This is a genomic window from Chryseobacterium sediminis (genome assembly GCF_008386505.1).
In the GTDB taxonomy this organism is placed as follows: domain Bacteria; phylum Bacteroidota; class Bacteroidia; order Flavobacteriales; family Weeksellaceae; genus Chryseobacterium; species Chryseobacterium sediminis.
In genome coordinates this window covers 2,418,797-2,435,726 of the sequence record NZ_VUNZ01000001.1, presented here as the reverse complement: position 1 = coordinate 2,435,726, position 16,930 = coordinate 2,418,797, and the positions used below count along the sequence as shown (strand labels likewise).

Below are 16,930 nucleotides of genomic sequence, written 5' to 3'. Positions count from 1 at the left end.
ATACAAGTTAGCAAAAAAATATGACCTACTCATTTTCAAATTCTTCAAACGGGATTTTTAGTTGAACGGAAATCTGCTTTTTTTCTTCCGTATTCAGATGGGAAAGAGACAGCCCCAAAAGACGTACAGCTTTATCAAAAGGGCGAAGTTCCCAGAGTTTCCTTCCCGTACTGAAGTACTGTTCGGGTGATGAGAAATAATCTTCCCTTGTTATACTCCTTGTAAAAAGAGAGAAGTCTTTATATTTTATTTTTAAAGTTAAAGTCCTTCCAAGAATATTATTTTTCTGTAATCTCTGATGGATTTCCTGAGCAAGGCTTTCCAGTTTTTCATTGATTTGCTGTTCATCCAGAAGATCCTCAAAAAAAGTTCTCTCTACCGCTACACTTTTCTGAATCCGATGAGGTTTTACTTCAGAAGTATGAATACCGCGTACTACATTGTAATAATGTTTCCCGGACTTCCCGAAAAGTCTTACCAGATCTTCAAGCGATCTTTTCTTTAAATCTTTTCCTTTATAAATACCTAAACTAAACATTTTGTTAGCAGTAACTTTTCCAACACCATAAAATTTTTCTACAGGTAATTCTTCCAGAAAATGCTCCATTTTGTCCGGATGAATTGTTTTTTGGCCATTTGGTTTATTGATGTCGGAAGCTACTTTAGCCAAAAACTTATTGACTGAAATTCCTGCAGAAGCTGTAAGACCCGTCTGTTCAAAAATTTTCTGACGGATTTCTTTGGCGATCTGGTTGGCAGATTCTATACCTTTTTTATTTTCGGTGACATCCAGATAAGCTTCATCCAGAGAAAGAGGTTCTACCAGATCAGTATATTCATAGAAAATTTCCCGAATCTTTTTGGAGATCTCTTTATATCTAGCAAATCGGGGAGGAACAAAAATAAGATGGGGACATTTTTCTTTTGCGGTCTTGCTGGGCATTGCGGAGCGTACACCATATTGTCTGGCCTCATAGCTGGCTGCAGCAACTACGCCGCGATGCTGCCCTCCAACAGCAATAGGTTTGCCTTTCAATGTAGGATTGTCATGCTGCTCCACAGAAGCATAGAATGCGTCCATATCAACGTGAATAATTTTACGAAGCGGCAAAGAAAAATCCATATACAAAGATATGGATTCCTTTATTTACGGTAAATTTTTATAGAGAGGAAGTTTGAGGCTGGAAGAGGGAAGTTCATGAGGGCGATATAAAATTGAATGTCCATTTATTGAAAGTTAAGTAAAGAATAATTGATTATTCATTGCACTGAAATAACTTCCATCTTCAATTTTCCTGCTTCCAATCTTTTACTATTTCAGTCTCATGGTGAGAAGATGAGGTTCAAAACCTGCTTTTTCATAAGCTTTTATAGCAGATTCATTTTGAGCGTATACATCAAGCCTTACTTCACTGATTCCTCTTGATTTCGACCAGGAAATAAGTTCATCTGTAATTACTTTATTGATTCCTTTCCCTCTGTGTTCCGGCTTTACATACATAAAACCGAGATAAGCGTATTCTTTAAACTGATAATAATCCTTTTCTGCCTTTTTGATCAGAGCATACCCGGATGCAATGATTTCATTATTCTCTTCAACGACAATTACAGTAGCGTCCGGAGATTGTATCAGATGTTTTAAATCATAATAATGAATCTCTCCTTCAATAAGTGTGCTGTTGAAAGGTCTTTCAGCAGTAACAATTCCCTGTTCAAATTCTAAAAGAATTTCTAAATCCTGTTCTGTAGCTTCTCTTGTGATCATAGTGTTATATATCTAAAATTTTAAAACTCATTGAAAGCAAAGGTTTTCAATGAGTTTTTTACGTTTTTTTGGATTAAAATAAATGAAAGCTATTTTAATAGTTTATCTATGGTTTGTTGAAGTTCAGGATCTTCAGGAGATATCGCGTAATATTTTGCGATAGAAGACTTCTGATCGATCACCATATATCTTGGAATCCAGTTAAGATCTACATAATTATTAAAATCATTTTTCCAGCCTGTAGAAAACCAATAATTTTCTTTGTGTTTCATATCAAATCTTTCAAGACTTTTTTCAAACCCTTCTTTTGAACGGTCTAATGATAAAAATACAAAATCAATATTCTTATTATTTTCTTCTAATTCTTTGGCTTTTGGAAGTGCTTTTAGGCAATCTCTACACCAGCCTGCCCAAAAATCAATGACCAAAACTTTTTCTTTATGCTGATCAAGAATTTGCTGGATTGTAATGGATTTTCCTTCTTCATCTTCCAGTTTCTGTTGTAAAGCTTCTTTTGAAAACCCTGTTTTAAGAACGGCAGGAACTTTTTGTGAATAACTTATTCCAAAAATACCCATCATTAAAATTAATATCAACTTTCTCATTTCGTACAATTTCATTTGTACAAATCTAAACAATGAATTGCAATCTGAGATTGATTTCTGCTGAATTAGGAAAAATTTATAATATTGATGGCTTCTATGAGAATATTGGGATGATTTTTATTGGTAGTTTTTAATCAAACCTTTTACAACGGCAATTACATTGGGCATTGCTTTATTGGCTGCATTTAAAACTTCTTCGTGAGAAACGGCTAACGCAATGTCTGGTCCGCCAAGATCTGTAATGACCGACATACAGAATACATCCATTCCCATATGTCTGGCAACAATGACCTCCGGAACGGTACTCATTCCTACCATATCTCCGCCAATGGCTTTGATCATACCATATTCAGCCGGAGTTTCAAAAGTTGGTCCCTGTAGTGCAACGTAAACTCCCTGATGGATCTTGATATGATGATCTGCTGCTGTCTGTTCTGCCACAGCAATCATTTTTTTGTTGTAAGGCTCGCTCATATCCACAAAACGCGGTCCAAGCTCATCTATATTTTTTCCACGAAGTGGATGTTCAGGCATCATATTGATATGGTCTTTCAAAATGACAATATCTGCAACGTTATAAGCCGGATTTACCCCGCCACACGCATTGGAAAGAATAAGATTTTGAATACCTAATAAATGAAAAACTCTTATCGGGAAAGTTACGGTTTCCATAGAATGCCCTTCATAATAATGGAAACGGCCGCTCATCATCAGAACTTTTTTTCCTTCCAGATTTCCATAAATAAGCTTGCCGGTATGTCCGGCTACTGTAGTCTGTGGAAAGTGGGGAATGTCTTTGTACTCTAAAACATGGATCGGTTCTACTTCATCTTGTAATTTTCCAAGTCCGGATCCTAAAACAACCGCAAAATCAGGTTTTTCCTGAATAATATTTTTAATAAAATCTGCGGTCTCTTTAATTTTTTCTAACATAATCTAAGATGATTTGATTGAATTCTTCTTTCTTATCAATAAGTACATTGATAGGCCAGTAGTAAACAATTTCTCTAAGATAGTCAAAAGTTTTCAGACGTACATAGTCTTTCTCTGTGGTTAATATCAGTTTATATTCCCCTAATTTTTTATACTCGGCAAGGATTTTTTTAATATCATCGTCCGTGAAATTATGATGATCTCTGAACTTTAAATGTTTTACCCTTTTTGAGAATTTTGCCAGATGTTCCAGAAGTGGTTTAGGATTGGCAATTCCGGTGATCAGTAAAATATCATAATAATTCAGGTTGTTATCGGGAAGCATTTTATCTTTTCCGTATACATTTTCGTCATAACCGATAGATGAAAAGAAAACTTTCTGTCCGTAAGAAGGTCTTATTCTTGAGATATAATACCTTTTTGTTTCTTCAGTAAGTTCATCAGGGCATTTGCTGACCATGATAATGTTAGCTCTTTTATATCCGGCTCTCGATTCTCTGAGATCACCGGCAGGAAGCACATAATCTTTGAAAAAAGGATCGTTAAAATCAGTCATCAAAATATTGAATCCAGCCTTAATAGCTCTATGCTGCATGGCATCATCCAATACAAGAACCTGAAGATCCATATCATCAATTACTTTTTTGGCTCCGGGAACACGTTCTTCTGAAACGGCAATAACGAAACGGTTTTTAAAACGTTCAAAAAGCTGCATCGCTTCATCACCTACCATTTTGTAATTGCTATCGTAATTGGTTACTTCATAACCTTTGGTCAATCTTCCGTATCCTCGCGAAAGCACACCAGTTCTATAATGTTTGGATAGAAATTGGGCAAGATACATCACCATGGGGGATTTTCCGCTTCCGCCCACAGAAAGGTTTCCGACGTTGATTATCGGAGTTTTGAATTTTGTCGACTTAAAAATTCCCAGATCATACATTGTGTTCCGGATACCCGTTACCAAATGATAACCGAGGGAAAAAGGATAAAGGTACCATCTTTTCATACGATTGCAAAAATAGGAATTTTCATAAGCATTTGGTGCAATATTCTCAAAGACTTTTCAACAAATATTTCGTTAAATTAAAGTATTTTTGTGGAGTTATTACAATACATTGAGATACTTTATAGAATTTTCTTACAACGGAAAGAATTATTTCGGTTACCAGATACAGCCGGATGCCATTTCTGTACAGGAAGAACTGGAAAAAGCGCTGTCTACAATTTTGCGCGAAGAGATTAAAACTACAGGTGCAGGAAGAACTGATACAGGGGTTCATGCCAAAAAAATATTTGCTCATTTTGATACCGAACAGGAAGTGAATGACCAGCTTCCACGCAGATTGAACAGTTTTCTTCCGCCTGATATTTCCATTAAAAGGATTTTTCCGGTAAAAGATGATTTTCATGCCCGTTTTGATGCTACGTACAGAACCTACGAATATTATATCTCACTGGAAAAAAATCCGTTCACTCAGGAATCTGCTTGGCAGCACTGGAAAAGATCTTTGGATATTGATGCCATGAATGAAGCCTGTAAGATTCTTTTTGAATATGAGGATTTCACCAGTTTTGCCAAATTAAAAACCGACAACAAAACCAATATCTGCAAAATGTATAAAGCAGTATGGGAGCAAAACGGATCAGAACTGAAATTTACCGTTTCAGCTAATCGTTTTTTGAGAAATATGGTTCGTGCTATTGTTGGAACAATGGTAGAAATAGGTACAGGAAAACTGAAACCGGAAGATCTTCGTACTGTGATTGAAGATAAAAACCGAAACGCTGCCGGAACTTCAGCTCCAGGACATGGATTGTATCTGGTGGATGTAGGATACGAATTTTAAAATTTTTCATCAATTCATCATAGAAATAGTTTAATTTTCAATAAAATAAATAACTATGACTGAAATTGAGAAACTTGCTTTTGCATTGCATCATTTTGCAGGACTTTCAGAAGAAGATTTCAGATTGTCCGAAGAGTTTTGGCTTCCCAAAGAATATAAAAAAGGAGAATTTTATAATCTTCAGGGCAATGTTTGTTCATATTTGGGATTCATTGTTGAAGGTGTTTTTCGTTCTTATGTCATCAATGGAGAGACAGGGGAAGAAAAGAATGTATTTCTGTATTCTGCTAATGGTTTTGTCGTTCCCTTTAAAAGTTTTCTTAATCAGATTCCGTGTGACTATTTTACTCAGTCTCTTACGGATGCTTCTATTATTTATATCCGGCATTCAGATTTGCTTTCGCTTTATAAACAATCTCACCAGTGGGAAAAGTTCGGACGCCTTCTTGCGCAGGAAGCTTTTAATGTTACGATGACAAGAGTGGAAGGGTTTTTATTAAAATCTCCTGAAGAACGATATCTGGATCTGATGAAAGAGCATCCGGATATTTTCAGTAATGTTCCGCTTTATCATATCTCTTCTTATCTGGGTGTTCAGGGGCCTTCTCTGAGCAGGATAAGAAAAAGAATTTCAGGTAAATAGTACGATTTTAACCTGAGTTAAAGTTTTCGTCATTTTATCTGCGGAAATTTGTTTCATCATTTTAACAATACAAAAAAGTAAAAAATATGAAAACAAAAACTATCGTATTAATTCATGGATTATTTGTGAATAATACAAGCTGGAAAGAATGGAAAAATTATTTTGAAACTCAGGGGTATACCGTACATACACCGTCCAATCCGGGACATGAAGGAGACCCTGTGAATTTAAAAAATAATATTCCCCAAGAATTACGACATGTAAGCTTTGATGATACTGTGGATAATCTTGTAAAGCTGATTGACAGTCTTCCCGAAAAACCTATAGTTATCGGGCATTCATTCGGAGGACTTATGGTTCAGAAACTGATTGATATGGGAAAGGCAGCAGCAGGTGTAAGCATAGACGGGGCTCCCCCAAAAAATATAATGGCTCCTTTTTCTACGGTAAAAATCGTTTGGCCGGTGGTTAACTTCTTTAAAGGAAACAGTCCCTTTTTAGGAACGAAAGAATGGTATCATAAAGCTTTTTTTAATAATTATTCTAAGGAAGAAAGTGATAAACTTTATGAAAGAGTAGCCGCTCCTGAAAGTAGAAAACTGGCTAGAGATCCTTTGTTTAAAGCCTCTGCAAAATTGAATCTAAAGAAACCGCACCAGCCATTACTGTTCATTGCAGGTTCTAATGATAAAATTTTTCCTGCATCATTTTCAAAAAAAATAGCAGGAGCTTATAAAGATTCCGGCAGTATTGTAGATTTTAAAGAGTTTGCAGGCAGAAGCCATTTCATTTGTGGTGAAAAAAATTGGGAGGAAGTAGCAGAATATGTTTTGGGCTGGATACAAAAGAATGCTTAATATATTCATATTGTAAATGGTAGGTATCTGAAATTTTCTATGACGATTTGCAAAAGTTGTAAAGGCAGTCCGGTTATAAAGTCTTATTTTTGCATAGAATTTTATTTTAATTCTTTCTTTCGATTCGTACAATGAAAAAACAAGATACCTGGGGGATTATAAAAAGGCTGTTCTTTATCGGAATGAAATTTCGTTCATGGTTCATCCTTACCCTTATAATTTCCATATTCCTTTCGATTGTTTCTACTTACAGGCCGTATCTTACTATGCAGGTGGTAGATAATGACATTACAAAGCTGCATGATAAAGCTTTGATGATGAAACATATCTATATCCTTGTAGGATTAGTGTTTGCGGAAACGATTTTAAACTTTTTCCTGGTTTATTTTTCAAATTTTATCTCGCAGAATGTGATCAGGGATATCAGAGAGCGGTTATATGCTAAGCTGATTTATTTTAAGACTTCATTTTTTGATAAAACGCCTATCGGGCAGTTGGTAACGCGTGCGGTAGGAGATGTGGAAACAATTGCCACTGTTTATACGGATGGCTTCCTGATGGTTTTCGGGGATATTCTGAGAATTGTATTTGTATTGATCATGATGTTCAGTACCAATGTTCATCTGAGTTACATTACACTGGCGATTTTACCTTTAATGGTAGTCATTACAAGGTTTTTCCAGAAAAGACTGAAGAAAGCTTTTGGAGATGAGAGAAACTGGACGGCCAATCAGAACTCTTTTGTTCAGGAAAGACTGGCGGGGATGTCTATTATTCAGGTATTCAACAGACAGGAATCTGAATTCAAGAAATTTGATGATATTAATATTACGCTAAAGGGAGCATTGCTGAGAACCGTATTTATTTTCTCACTGTTCTTTCCTGTAGTGGAACTTATCTCTTCATTATTCATAGGATTTATCCTTTTCTATGGCGGTTATATTACGATCAGTGCCGGGGTGGTAATTGCCTTTATCCAGTATATTTCAATGCTGATTCGTCCTTTGAGACAGATCGCTGACCGTTTCAACAATATCCAGCGAGGGATTGTAGGTGCAGAAAGAGTATTGGGATTAATGGATGAAGAAAATGGAATGCCAAATAACGGAACAGTGAAAAAAGATCATTTTGCCGGAAAAATTGAATTCCAGAAAGTCCATTTTGCCTATGATGAAAAACAGGAGGTTCTGAAAGGTATTGATTTTAAAGTAAATCCGGGAGAAACAGTAGCTATTGTAGGAGCAACGGGTGCCGGAAAGTCTACCATTATCAGTTTGATCACAAGACTGTATGATATCAATTCCGGAAATATTCTGATTGACGATGTGAATTTAAAAGATTATGAACTTTATAATCTGAGAAGCCACATCGGAGTAGTTTTACAGGATGTTTTCCTTTTCCATGGAAGTATTTTTGAAAACCTTTCTTTCGGAGATGACAGCATAACTTTAGATAAAATAAAAGCCGGTGCCAGAGAAATTGAGGTAGACCAGTTTATCCAGCAGCTTCCCGGAGGATATGATTATGTAGTGAGTGAACGAGGATCGTCAATATCTTTAGGCCAGAGACAATTGCTGTCTTTCCTGAGAGCCTATTTATCAGATCCGAAAATTTTAATCCTGGATGAAGCAACGTCTTCCATTGACCATGAAAGTGAAAAGCTGATTCAGAGAGCAACAGAAAAAATTACTAAAAACAGAACGTCCATTATTATAGCTCACAGACTTTCTACGATTGAGAAAGCTGATAAGATTATTGTGATGGAACACGGTAAAATAGTAGAAGAGGGTAAGCATCTTGAGCTTCTGGATAAGAACGGATATTATTCTACTCTTTATAAAGCCCAGCTTCGTCATGAAGTGGAAATGGAGGAAGAAAAAGAATCATAATGTAAAGAACTATTTCATAGTTTATATAAACAAAAAGAGAGTCACTATGACTCTCTTTTTTATGAAGTAATCTAACCTTTTACATTGATTATTTTTATGAATGCTTTTTAAAACTGCAGAAAACAAAATTCTGAACGGTCTCAAAAGGAGTGGTATGATCTTCAGTAATACACTTAATTTTTGTAAAACTTTTTTCAAATTTTTCATACAATGATTCTTCATCATACTGTTGAATATCCAATCCGCTGCATTTGGTGGGACCATTTTTAGAAAAAGTTCCAATGATCATAAAGTTATTCACATTCTTTTCTGCAATATCAATATATTTTGAAACCTGTTCCGGAGTTGTCAGGAAGTGAAAAGCCGCTCTGTCATGCCAGATATCATAAGTTTCCATGGGTTCAAAAGCGGTAATATCGGTCACCATCCATTTTACTTTACCAGCTTTATCTCCAAGTCTTTTCTGTGCTTTTTCCAGAGCTTTGGCTGAAATATCAAGGACTGTAATATTTTCATAGCCATCCTCAAGAAGAAAATCAACAAGATTGCTGTCTCCGCCACCGATATCAATGATTCTGGCGTTCTTTCCCAATCCGGAAGACCTTATAAAATCAAGTGATGTCTGAGGTTTTTTCTGAGTCCAGCTTACCTGGTCAGGATTTTTGGATTCATATACATTTTCCCAATGGCTTTTGTTGTCTGAAGAACTCATGATTCTTTTAATTGATTGTTTATCTCTTCAAATTTATTAATTAATTCATCAAGTTTCCCCTGTTGTTTCTTTATTGTTTTCGGTCTCAGATAAAACCAGTTGAAAGCAATCCATGCGAATGTTACTGCATAAGTCAGAATCGCTGAGCCTAATGTCATTCTTGAAGTGTATTCATACATATAAAAACATATTCCCAGAGAAAGCATAATAAAATATAAGTTGAGTATGGTGGTCTGCATAAATTTCTGCTTACTCTTTACCACATATAAACTCTGGAGATACTCATTGTTCGACTGAGTTTGATCAATTTTATAAAAAACCATAAACATTTTATTATAAGCAAAAAGAAACATTACCATAGCCAGAATGACAAGCACAATCCCAATTTTTGTAGTAATCATCTGAGGCTGGAAACGATACCAGATATAAATAATTAATAATGAGGTGATGATTAATGCAATATTGGCCAGGATCAGTTTACGCAGATTTTGACTTCTGAATTTCTTCAGCTTTCCAAGAAGCTCTTCCAGATTGGGCTTGTTGGAAGTCTGCTTTTTCCATATATTTTTGAAATCGATATTAGTATCCATTTTCTTTAAACTTTTGTGTTAATTTTTCTTTTATCCTGTGAATTTTTACCCGTATATTGGATTCCGAAAGTCCTACGATATGGGCAATCTCAGCCTGCTTTACCTCTTCCAGCTCCAATGAAATAATAATTCTGTCCGTTTCCGGCAGCTCCGAAATAAACTGATACAGCATTTGAATCTGAGGTTCCATAGATTCCTGCTTTTTTTCTTCCAGATTAATGGGCAGGTCAGTTTTTGCAAATTTCTTTTCCTTTTCAATCTGTCGGAAGCAATTATTAGAAGCAATTCTGAAGATCCATGTTCCTATGCTGGATTCATTTCTGAATTTCGGAAGCTGCTGCCATACAATGATAAAGGTTTCCTGGGCAAGATCCTGAGCGAGATCAGGATCATTCACATATCCCATGCATAGACGGAATATCCTTTGCCAGTAGAGTTCGTATATCTCCTCAAAAACCATTATTTCGCAGATAAAAAGTGAGTAAGCTGATTAAAATACCAATCCTTATCATCATACATGATGAAATGTAATCCTTTTGAAGCATACTGCATATTGGCATTTTTCAAATTTTTGTATTGGCCTTCAATGGTAGGTTTCAGATTGGCAAAAAATGACTCCAGAAGAATAAGAGAAGGGCATTGTATATTTTTAATCTTATCTCTCAGATCGGTATTAGAAAAGTCACAGTACATTTTAGCAAATGTTTTTCGGTCAGATTTCATGCTCCAGTTGATCACCGTTTCCTGCATGGAAGTGTCAGCCAGAAGACGCGGCATAGTCTGTGTCTGCATTTTGCGGAACTGATCATCACTCATAGCCGTTAATTGAGTAATAGTAGAGGAGCAGTCATTATTTTCTTTAGAAGTAAAATTGGGATCAGATATTGCAGCCAGACAAGGTAATGTGTCTACAATGACAATTTTCCCTACCAGCTCAGGATAATCTGCGGCAATAGCCAAGGCAAGACCGCCTCCCATACTATGTCCGATGATAATAGGTTTGTCAATTTTATTATTCTTTATATAAGCAGCAATTCCTTTTTCCCAGTCTTTAAAGCTGGCGTCTGCCTGTGGTTGTGTTCCGGCAAATCCAGCCATCGTTAAAGTGTAGCAAGTGAAGTTTTTTTCAAATTTTGCAGTCGTTTCGCTCCATACATCTCCGGAAGAGGCAAACCCCGGAATGAAAATTAATGACTGATTTCCTTTTCCGGTTTTCTTTACTTCAAACGGATAGGCTGTTTCCTGACCGAATATATTGCATACCGCTAAGAAAAATAACATGATGATAAGAAGGAATGTAAATTTTTTCATGATTTCTAAAGTTTTAAAGTTTATTTGCCTTTTAGAGACGAACCTTAAAAAAATGTTACACCAGATTTTGATTTTTTTTGAAAAAAATATTCCTCCTTGCCCCGAAACCCTCATCATTAGGGAAAAATGATATGAAAATATTTTACGGACTTACTAGTAAGTTTTAGTGAACTTGTGAATAGAGTACAAAAAGATTAATCTAATATTCTTCCATAAAACCGGCTGATATCAAAATAAAATCCCGGAATTTTATATTTGTCTTTTTCAAATTCCTGATAATCGCATTTTCCATTATGGCTTTGTGCCTTGGTTTCCATTTGGAATCTGTTCAAAAGTACATATTCATCTGTAACGGAAATAACGTGAAATCCTGTTTCACACTTCAATCCATCACCTGAAGTAAGAATAGCATTGAGTAATCCATGGAAATTTCCGGCAATTTTTTCAGCAGTGTCATCATCTTTATTTAAATGGTATAAATAAGCAAGATAATTCATGGCACGCAGATCCAGCGGATTTTCATCTAAAGCATCTATAAATAGTTGAATTCCTTTGGAAAGATCTTTTTGTGAAATCCCTTCTCCACGATAATATTTGGCTACTTCTTCAGCTTTCTTTCCTGTTTTATACGGTTGATAGTCTTTTTGAAAGGTATATCCGAAGTAAAGATGGCGATATTGATTGCTTGTAAGAAGCGTATCATTTTGTTTTAATCTTTTTAAAAGCTTCGGATAATAGAATTCCGAGTTTTTATCTTCAATATTTTTTTGAATTAAAGAATAGTCAGGTGCCTTAAATTCCATTTTTTGGGCGTGAAGGAAAGTAAGCAGTGTTAAAAAAAATAAAGAGAAAAATGCTTTAATATTCATGGTTTGCATGACGTTGTTGTGGTTTTTTGATGACTTAAAAATACGGAATATGTATCAATAAGATAAAAAAATACATACTGTTTTCAAAAAAATCAATAAAATGTTATCAAAGTGTTATTTTGTGTTGATAAATTTACTAACTTTATTCGGAATTTAAGAGATTACCCCTGACATTCAAAGGGGTAAATGGAATTTTTAACTAAAAAACTAAAAATATTAATGAGCAGTAGTATCCAAGATGAATTTAAAGTCTTCAAAGACGAATTAAGAAAGTTGAATATCGAAGTACAGAAAGTTGTAAAAGTAGGAAACGGAAGTATGGATTTCCACGAAGTTTTCTATAAATCGCCGAGGTATGAAGAGGTAAAAAGTATATATGTTCAGCGTCATAATCTGGACAGTATGATTGAAAAATTTAAACAAGCCTATCATTAAAAAATAGACCGTGCGCCACAGAGAATCTGCGGCGCACGGTTTTTATAAAGCTATGTAATATTAGTCTTTATCAAGTGTAGAAGTGTCTTTCGTATCCTTCATTCCGGCATAGACAATCAAGGAAAATAAGATACATCCGGTAATGTACCAGTAGAAATAACTTTCTGCTCCTGCCTGCTTAAACCATAGAGCAATATATTCTGCAGTTCCTCCGAAAATAGCGACTGTCAGTGCATAGGGAAGACCTACACCCAGCGCCCTGATCTCAGAAGGAAAAAGTTCTGCTTTTACAACAGCATTGATGGAAGTGTATCCGCTGACAATGATCAGGGAAGCCATAATCAGGAAAAAGGCAGTCCACATTGAAGTTGTTGTACTTAAAGCAGTGAGAAGAGGTACTGTAAAAAGCGTTCCTAAAATTCCAAAGCCTAAAAGAAGCGGCCTTCTTCCAATTTTATCCGATAATGCTCCGAAAACAGGTTGCAGGCAGGCAAATATAAATAATGAAATAAATGAAATAAGAGTAGATTGCTCTTTAGTCAAATGAACGGTGTTCACCAAAAATTTTTGCATATAAGTGGTGTAAGTGTAGAAAGCAAGGGTTCCTCCTAATGTCAGCCCAATTACTGTAAGCAGAGCTTTTGGATGCTTGAGAAGTTCTGTTACCGTTCCTTTTTTCTTTTCGCTAAGCTCTTTTTTATTCTCAAATGCTTCGGTTTCATGAAGATTGGCTCTTAAATACAGAGCGATAACAGAAAGTAATGCTCCAATGACAAAAGGAATTCTCCAACCCCATTCTTCAAGCTGAGCCTCTGTTAAAAGCAGTTTCTGTAAGATCAATTGTATTCCCAAAGCAATCAGCTGACCTCCGATCAGGGTGACATACTGAAAGCTCGAATAAAATCCTCTTTTATCTTCCGATGCCATTTCGCTGAGGTAAGTGGCAGAAACCCCGTATTCTCCTCCTACACTCAATCCCTGCAATAATCTGGCAGTCAGCAATAAGACGGGAGCAAGAATTCCAATGGTTTTATAGGTAGGAGTAAGGGCTATGAGCAGAGATCCGAATGACATCAGTAATACAGAAAGTGTCATTGCCTTTTTTCTTCCGATCTTGTCAGCAATACTTCCGAATATCCAGCCTCCAATGGGACGCATCAGAAAACCTACCGCAAATATTCCTGCTGTATTCATCAACTGTGCATTCAGGTCAGAATCCGGGAAAAAGGAATGTGAAAAATAAATAGCAAAGGCTGCATAAGCATACCAGTCATACCATTCTACAAGATTTCCTATAGATCCGCCTATGATGGCTTTGATTCTTTGACCGGTAGTGATAGAGGATGAATTCATAAATTATTATTTCAGAGCAAATTTTTGACATCCAAGATACAAATTTCAGAAAAAAAATAAACCGATCTGAAAAAGAACGGTTTACTAACATAAGTTGTATATTTTTAAAATCGATACCCGATAGAAAGCCCGCTTCTGAAGCCTGCCCATGGACCGTCAACTTTTATTTTGGCTCCATTGGCATTGGTTTCCACAGTATAATTAACGAATGGAATGTCAAGGTTTTCTATTTCTTTTTTTAATTGGGCCTGCATATCAGGAGTCAATACATAATCTGAGGTCATGGTAAAATCTCCTTTTCCGCTTCCGTAATGAGCGCCTGCAATCCAGAAATCCAGGACAAGGTTTTGGCTTCTGGTAAGAAAAAATTGTACTCCGACCATCAGACCTCCGCTGTTTCCATTGGTATCTCCCTGGCCTTTAAGGGGAATCTGATAGGTAACTCCATTCGGGCCATTATAATCATAATAAAAATCAAAAGTATTGGAAGTAACACTTGAATAGCGATAGTAAGGCGCAAAATAAAATCCTTTTCCATAGCCTTTCCCGATGTAAAATCTGGGTTCGATGGTAAAATTGGTGGCTTTTACCCTAAGATTCTGGAATCTCTTCTCATCTTCATCTTTCAGAAAAGCATTGATGAATGGTACTTTCCCTTCCGGCATTGTTCCGAAACCGATGTTTACTGAAAACCATTGGTTGATAGCCCGTTCATAAGACAGGTTAATGTTTCTGAAAGCATAGGCTGTCACATTGGTCTTGACGATATTCAGCTTTTCTGCCGAGCTGTTTTGAATTTCCTGAGCTTCCAATACTGAAAAAAGAAAGCACGGAATTAATATGAATACTTTTTTCATGACTTTATATTTTGTGATGTAAAAAAGTATCAGCAAAAAACGGGCTGTATTTAACATAATAATTAGAATTTAAAGAAAAATTATTGATAAATCTTAAATGTTGGCGATGATCAATGTAATACACATCGGAGATTGATTGTCCTAATAGTATAATTCATCTTTTGAAATGAAAAAAACTATTTATACCATATTCTTTCTTTGCGGAGCTTTTGCTTTTGCCCAGGAGAAGAAAAATGATACAGCCGATGTTGCAGTAACAAAAGAGATTCAGGAAGTTATTTTAAAGTCACAGCGTAAAAAACAGTTTGCAGATAAAGCGGTTTATACTTTTGATAAAGAAGCGCTGGAAAGAGCCCGTTATGCAAAAGATCTGCTTCGTACGCTTCCTGAATTACAGCTGGATCCGGTAGCGAACACCATTACCAGCACTAAGGGAGGAACTACACTGTTTTTGATCAATGGGATTGAAGCTACAGATATGCAGATCAGAAGTGTAGCTCCCAGTGAGGTGGTGAAGGTTGAGTATTATGATATTCCGCCGGCAAGATGGGCAACAAGAGCAGATACTGTAGTTAATATTCTGACGAGATCCACAGAAACAGGATATGTTTTCGGGGCTGATGTTTCTACAGCTTTGAATACAGGATTTGTGAATGGTTCTGCCTACGCCGATTTTACCAAAGGGAAAAATAATTTTGGACTTGAATATTCTCTGAACGTTAGGGATTATGATGACCGAAGAGTAAACAGCCTCTATGATTATCAACTGAACGGGAAGCATTATCGTTCTGATGAAAACAGGAAAGATCATTTCGGGTATACTTTCCAGAATGTTGCTTTGCGTTATACCAGACTTGTTCCTGATGATTATGCTTTTCAGGCCAAATTGAATATGGATATTTTCAGCAGATTTTCAAAAGGAGTAGGGCAGAGTGTCTTTAGTGAAGATAATTTGAAGGAAGAACATGCAATGTTTAAAAATAACGGTTCAGATTATGTGATTCCTAAGCTGGATCTTTATTACTCCAAAAAGATTGGTGAAAAAGATGAGCTGAGCATTAATGTAGTAGGTTCTCACTATACAACCAATACCTCAGAAACTGCCAGTGAATGGATTGTAGGTTCAGGACTTTCTGTATATGATAATGATATGGTTTTAAAAGCAAAGCAAACGAGTCTGGTAGGAGAGCTTGCCCATACTCATGATTTTAAAGCAGGAAAACTTTCATCCGGATATCGTATTTCGAGGTCTTCTATTTCCAATGATCTGAATAACCTTGCCGGATATTCTCAATACAGTGTTAATTATCTTGAGCAGTATTTTTATACTGAGTTTGCAGGAAAGGTGAATCAATTCAGTTACCGCATCGGAGCTGGTCTTACGAATATCCACAACAAAAGTGCAGAGAATACTTTTGATGAATGGACTTTTACTCCGAAGGTTATTTTAGCCTACCAGCTTAAAAACAATCAGAATCTGCGTTTTACAGCAAGTTATAATCCGGTAAGCCCATGGAGTAATGCTTTGAGTAGTAATGTAGTGCAATTGGCTCCAAATATTGTCCAAAGAGGAAATCCCTTTTTGGAATCTCAACAAGTCTTTTCTAATAATCTGACTTATTCTTTTAATAATAAATATTTTGATTTCAATGCAGGTTTATTTTACAGGTATACGAATAGGGTGATCAATCAGTATTATGTTCAGGATGATATATTGGGAGGCTATGCACTGACTTATGAAAACGGGAAAAACGGACAACGGTACGGAGTACAGCTTACAGGATCTTATAAGCCCTTCGGGAATAGCCTGCTTGTGATAAAAGCTGTGATAACACCTACTTCTGAAACCGTAAGAACCAGTACGGGAGCTTTGATTAAGAATGACTATTTAGGCAATTATTTTTCGCTTTCCTCAGAATATAAATCTTTCTCACTTCAGTATCAGTTCAATATTCCGGTGTATAATCTTAATGGAGCATTCCTCAATACAAACGAAAATCAAAATAATATTTTTGTAAGTTATAAACACAAAAACTGGACGTTTTCCACAGGTATGTACTGGATAGGAATGCCTTCGGAATATAAAACGAAAAGTTTGCCTGAAAGCTTAGTAGATTATAAAGTTCATACACAGATTATGAATAATAAATCCATGTTTGTATTAGGATTAAGCTGTGATTTCTCCAAAGGGAAAAAGACCGAAATTCAGCGAAAGCTTAATAACGAAACAGCTCCTGCAGCTACCTTTTAAAAGCAAATTT

The 16,930-nt window shown here is 36.0% G+C and carries 18 protein-coding genes; 6 read left to right on the top strand and 12 right to left on the bottom strand.

From position 1 onward, the window contains the following. Nucleotides 1–25: 25 nt before the first annotated feature. The 5 genes from dinB to lpxK form a co-directional block, all read right to left on the bottom strand. Nucleotides 26–1,123 carry a DNA polymerase IV gene (gene dinB / locus FW780_RS11025; RefSeq protein ID WP_149833621.1) on the bottom strand — a complete coding sequence of 366 codons (1,098 nt, stop codon included), beginning with the start codon at nt 1,121–1,123 and terminating at the stop codon, nt 26–28. Nucleotides 1,124–1,312: 189 nt separating this feature from the next. Further along, nucleotides 1,313–1,765 (bottom strand): GNAT family N-acetyltransferase, encoded by a 453-nt coding sequence (locus FW780_RS11020; protein ID WP_149833620.1) that lies wholly within the window; start codon nt 1,763–1,765, stop codon nt 1,313–1,315. An 89-nt stretch (nt 1,766–1,854) separates the two neighbouring features. Further along, entirely contained in the window at nt 1,855–2,370 is a 516-nt protein-coding gene (locus FW780_RS11015) for a TlpA family protein disulfide reductase (protein ID WP_149833619.1), read from the bottom strand. A gap of 117 nt (nt 2,371–2,487) precedes the next feature. Continuing rightward, a complete protein-coding gene (locus tag FW780_RS11010) occupies nt 2,488–3,303 on the bottom strand; it encodes a purine-nucleoside phosphorylase (protein WP_149833618.1) in 816 nt (271 codons plus the stop codon). Continuing rightward, nucleotides 3,287–4,312, bottom strand: a complete 1,026-nt coding sequence (lpxK, locus tag FW780_RS11005) for a tetraacyldisaccharide 4'-kinase (RefSeq protein ID WP_149833617.1) — start codon at nt 4,310–4,312, stop codon at nt 3,287–3,289. The genes FW780_RS11010 and lpxK overlap by 17 nt, the downstream gene beginning before the upstream one ends. 88 nt (nt 4,313–4,400) lie before the next feature. On the opposite strand from lpxK, the gene truA reads away from it, so the two are divergent. The 4 genes from truA (at nt 4,401) to FW780_RS10985 (ending at nt 8,542) form a co-directional block, all read left to right on the top strand. After that, nucleotides 4,401–5,153, top strand: coding sequence for a tRNA pseudouridine(38-40) synthase TruA (truA, locus tag FW780_RS11000; RefSeq protein ID WP_241676888.1), 753 nt, complete (start codon nt 4,401–4,403; stop codon nt 5,151–5,153). 55 nt (nt 5,154–5,208) lie between these two features. Beyond that, nucleotides 5,209–5,796, top strand: coding sequence for a Crp/Fnr family transcriptional regulator (locus FW780_RS10995; protein ID WP_149833615.1), 588 nt, complete (start codon nt 5,209–5,211; stop codon nt 5,794–5,796). 86 nt (nt 5,797–5,882) lie between these two features. After that, nucleotides 5,883–6,653 carry an alpha/beta hydrolase gene (locus FW780_RS10990; protein WP_149833614.1) on the top strand — a complete coding sequence of 257 codons (771 nt, stop codon included), beginning with the start codon at nt 5,883–5,885 and terminating at the stop codon, nt 6,651–6,653. A 131-nt stretch (nt 6,654–6,784) separates the two neighbouring features. Next, nucleotides 6,785–8,542 carry an ABC transporter ATP-binding protein gene (locus FW780_RS10985; protein ID WP_149833613.1) on the top strand — a complete coding sequence of 586 codons (1,758 nt, stop codon included), beginning with the start codon at nt 6,785–6,787 and terminating at the stop codon, nt 8,540–8,542. 94 nt (nt 8,543–8,636) lie between these two features. Here FW780_RS10985 and FW780_RS10980 read toward each other — a convergent pair whose 3' ends face one another. The 5 genes from FW780_RS10980 to FW780_RS10960 form a co-directional block, all read right to left on the bottom strand. Then, nucleotides 8,637–9,254 carry a class I SAM-dependent methyltransferase gene (locus FW780_RS10980; protein WP_149833612.1) on the bottom strand — a complete coding sequence of 206 codons (618 nt, stop codon included), beginning with the start codon at nt 9,252–9,254 and terminating at the stop codon, nt 8,637–8,639. Then, nucleotides 9,251–9,844: a hypothetical protein gene (locus tag FW780_RS10975; protein WP_149833611.1), complete on the bottom strand. Its 594-nt coding sequence runs from the start codon at nt 9,842–9,844 to the stop codon at nt 9,251–9,253. Before FW780_RS10975 ends, FW780_RS10980 begins: the two co-directional genes overlap by 4 nt. Beyond that, complete coding sequence (locus FW780_RS10970; RefSeq protein ID WP_149833610.1) at nt 9,834–10,304, bottom strand: RNA polymerase sigma factor; 471 nt, start codon at nt 10,302–10,304, stop codon at nt 9,834–9,836. Before FW780_RS10970 ends, FW780_RS10975 begins: the two co-directional genes overlap by 11 nt. Then, nucleotides 10,304–11,155, bottom strand: coding sequence for an alpha/beta fold hydrolase (locus FW780_RS10965; protein WP_149833609.1), 852 nt, complete (start codon nt 11,153–11,155; stop codon nt 10,304–10,306). The genes FW780_RS10970 and FW780_RS10965 overlap by 1 nt, the downstream gene beginning before the upstream one ends. A gap of 194 nt (nt 11,156–11,349) precedes the next feature. Beyond that, nucleotides 11,350–11,958 (bottom strand): DUF4919 domain-containing protein, encoded by a 609-nt coding sequence (locus FW780_RS10960; RefSeq protein WP_228460126.1) that lies wholly within the window; start codon nt 11,956–11,958, stop codon nt 11,350–11,352. 285 nt (nt 11,959–12,243) lie between these two features. Here FW780_RS10960 and FW780_RS10955 point away from each other — a divergent pair, with 285 nt between their 5' ends. Then, entirely contained in the window at nt 12,244–12,459 is a 216-nt protein-coding gene (locus tag FW780_RS10955; RefSeq protein WP_034696179.1) for a hypothetical protein, read from the top strand. A gap of 60 nt (nt 12,460–12,519) precedes the next feature. Here the strand turns inward: FW780_RS10955 and FW780_RS10950 are convergent, their stop codons facing one another. Both FW780_RS10950 and FW780_RS10945 read right to left on the bottom strand, forming a co-directional pair. After that, nucleotides 12,520–13,812 (bottom strand): MFS transporter, encoded by a 1,293-nt coding sequence (locus FW780_RS10950; RefSeq protein ID WP_149833607.1) that lies wholly within the window; start codon nt 13,810–13,812, stop codon nt 12,520–12,522. Nucleotides 13,813–13,916: 104 nt separating this feature from the next. Next, the gene (locus FW780_RS10945) at nt 13,917–14,669 is read right to left on the bottom strand and encodes a DUF3575 domain-containing protein (RefSeq protein ID WP_241676887.1); all 753 of its coding nucleotides are present in this window, start codon (nt 14,667–14,669) and stop codon (nt 13,917–13,919) included. A 166-nt stretch (nt 14,670–14,835) separates the two neighbouring features. On the opposite strand from FW780_RS10945, the gene FW780_RS10940 reads away from it, so the two are divergent. Further along, complete coding sequence (locus FW780_RS10940) at nt 14,836–16,920, top strand: TonB-dependent receptor domain-containing protein (protein ID WP_149833605.1); 2,085 nt, start codon at nt 14,836–14,838, stop codon at nt 16,918–16,920. Nucleotides 16,921–16,930 lie beyond the last annotated feature (10 nt).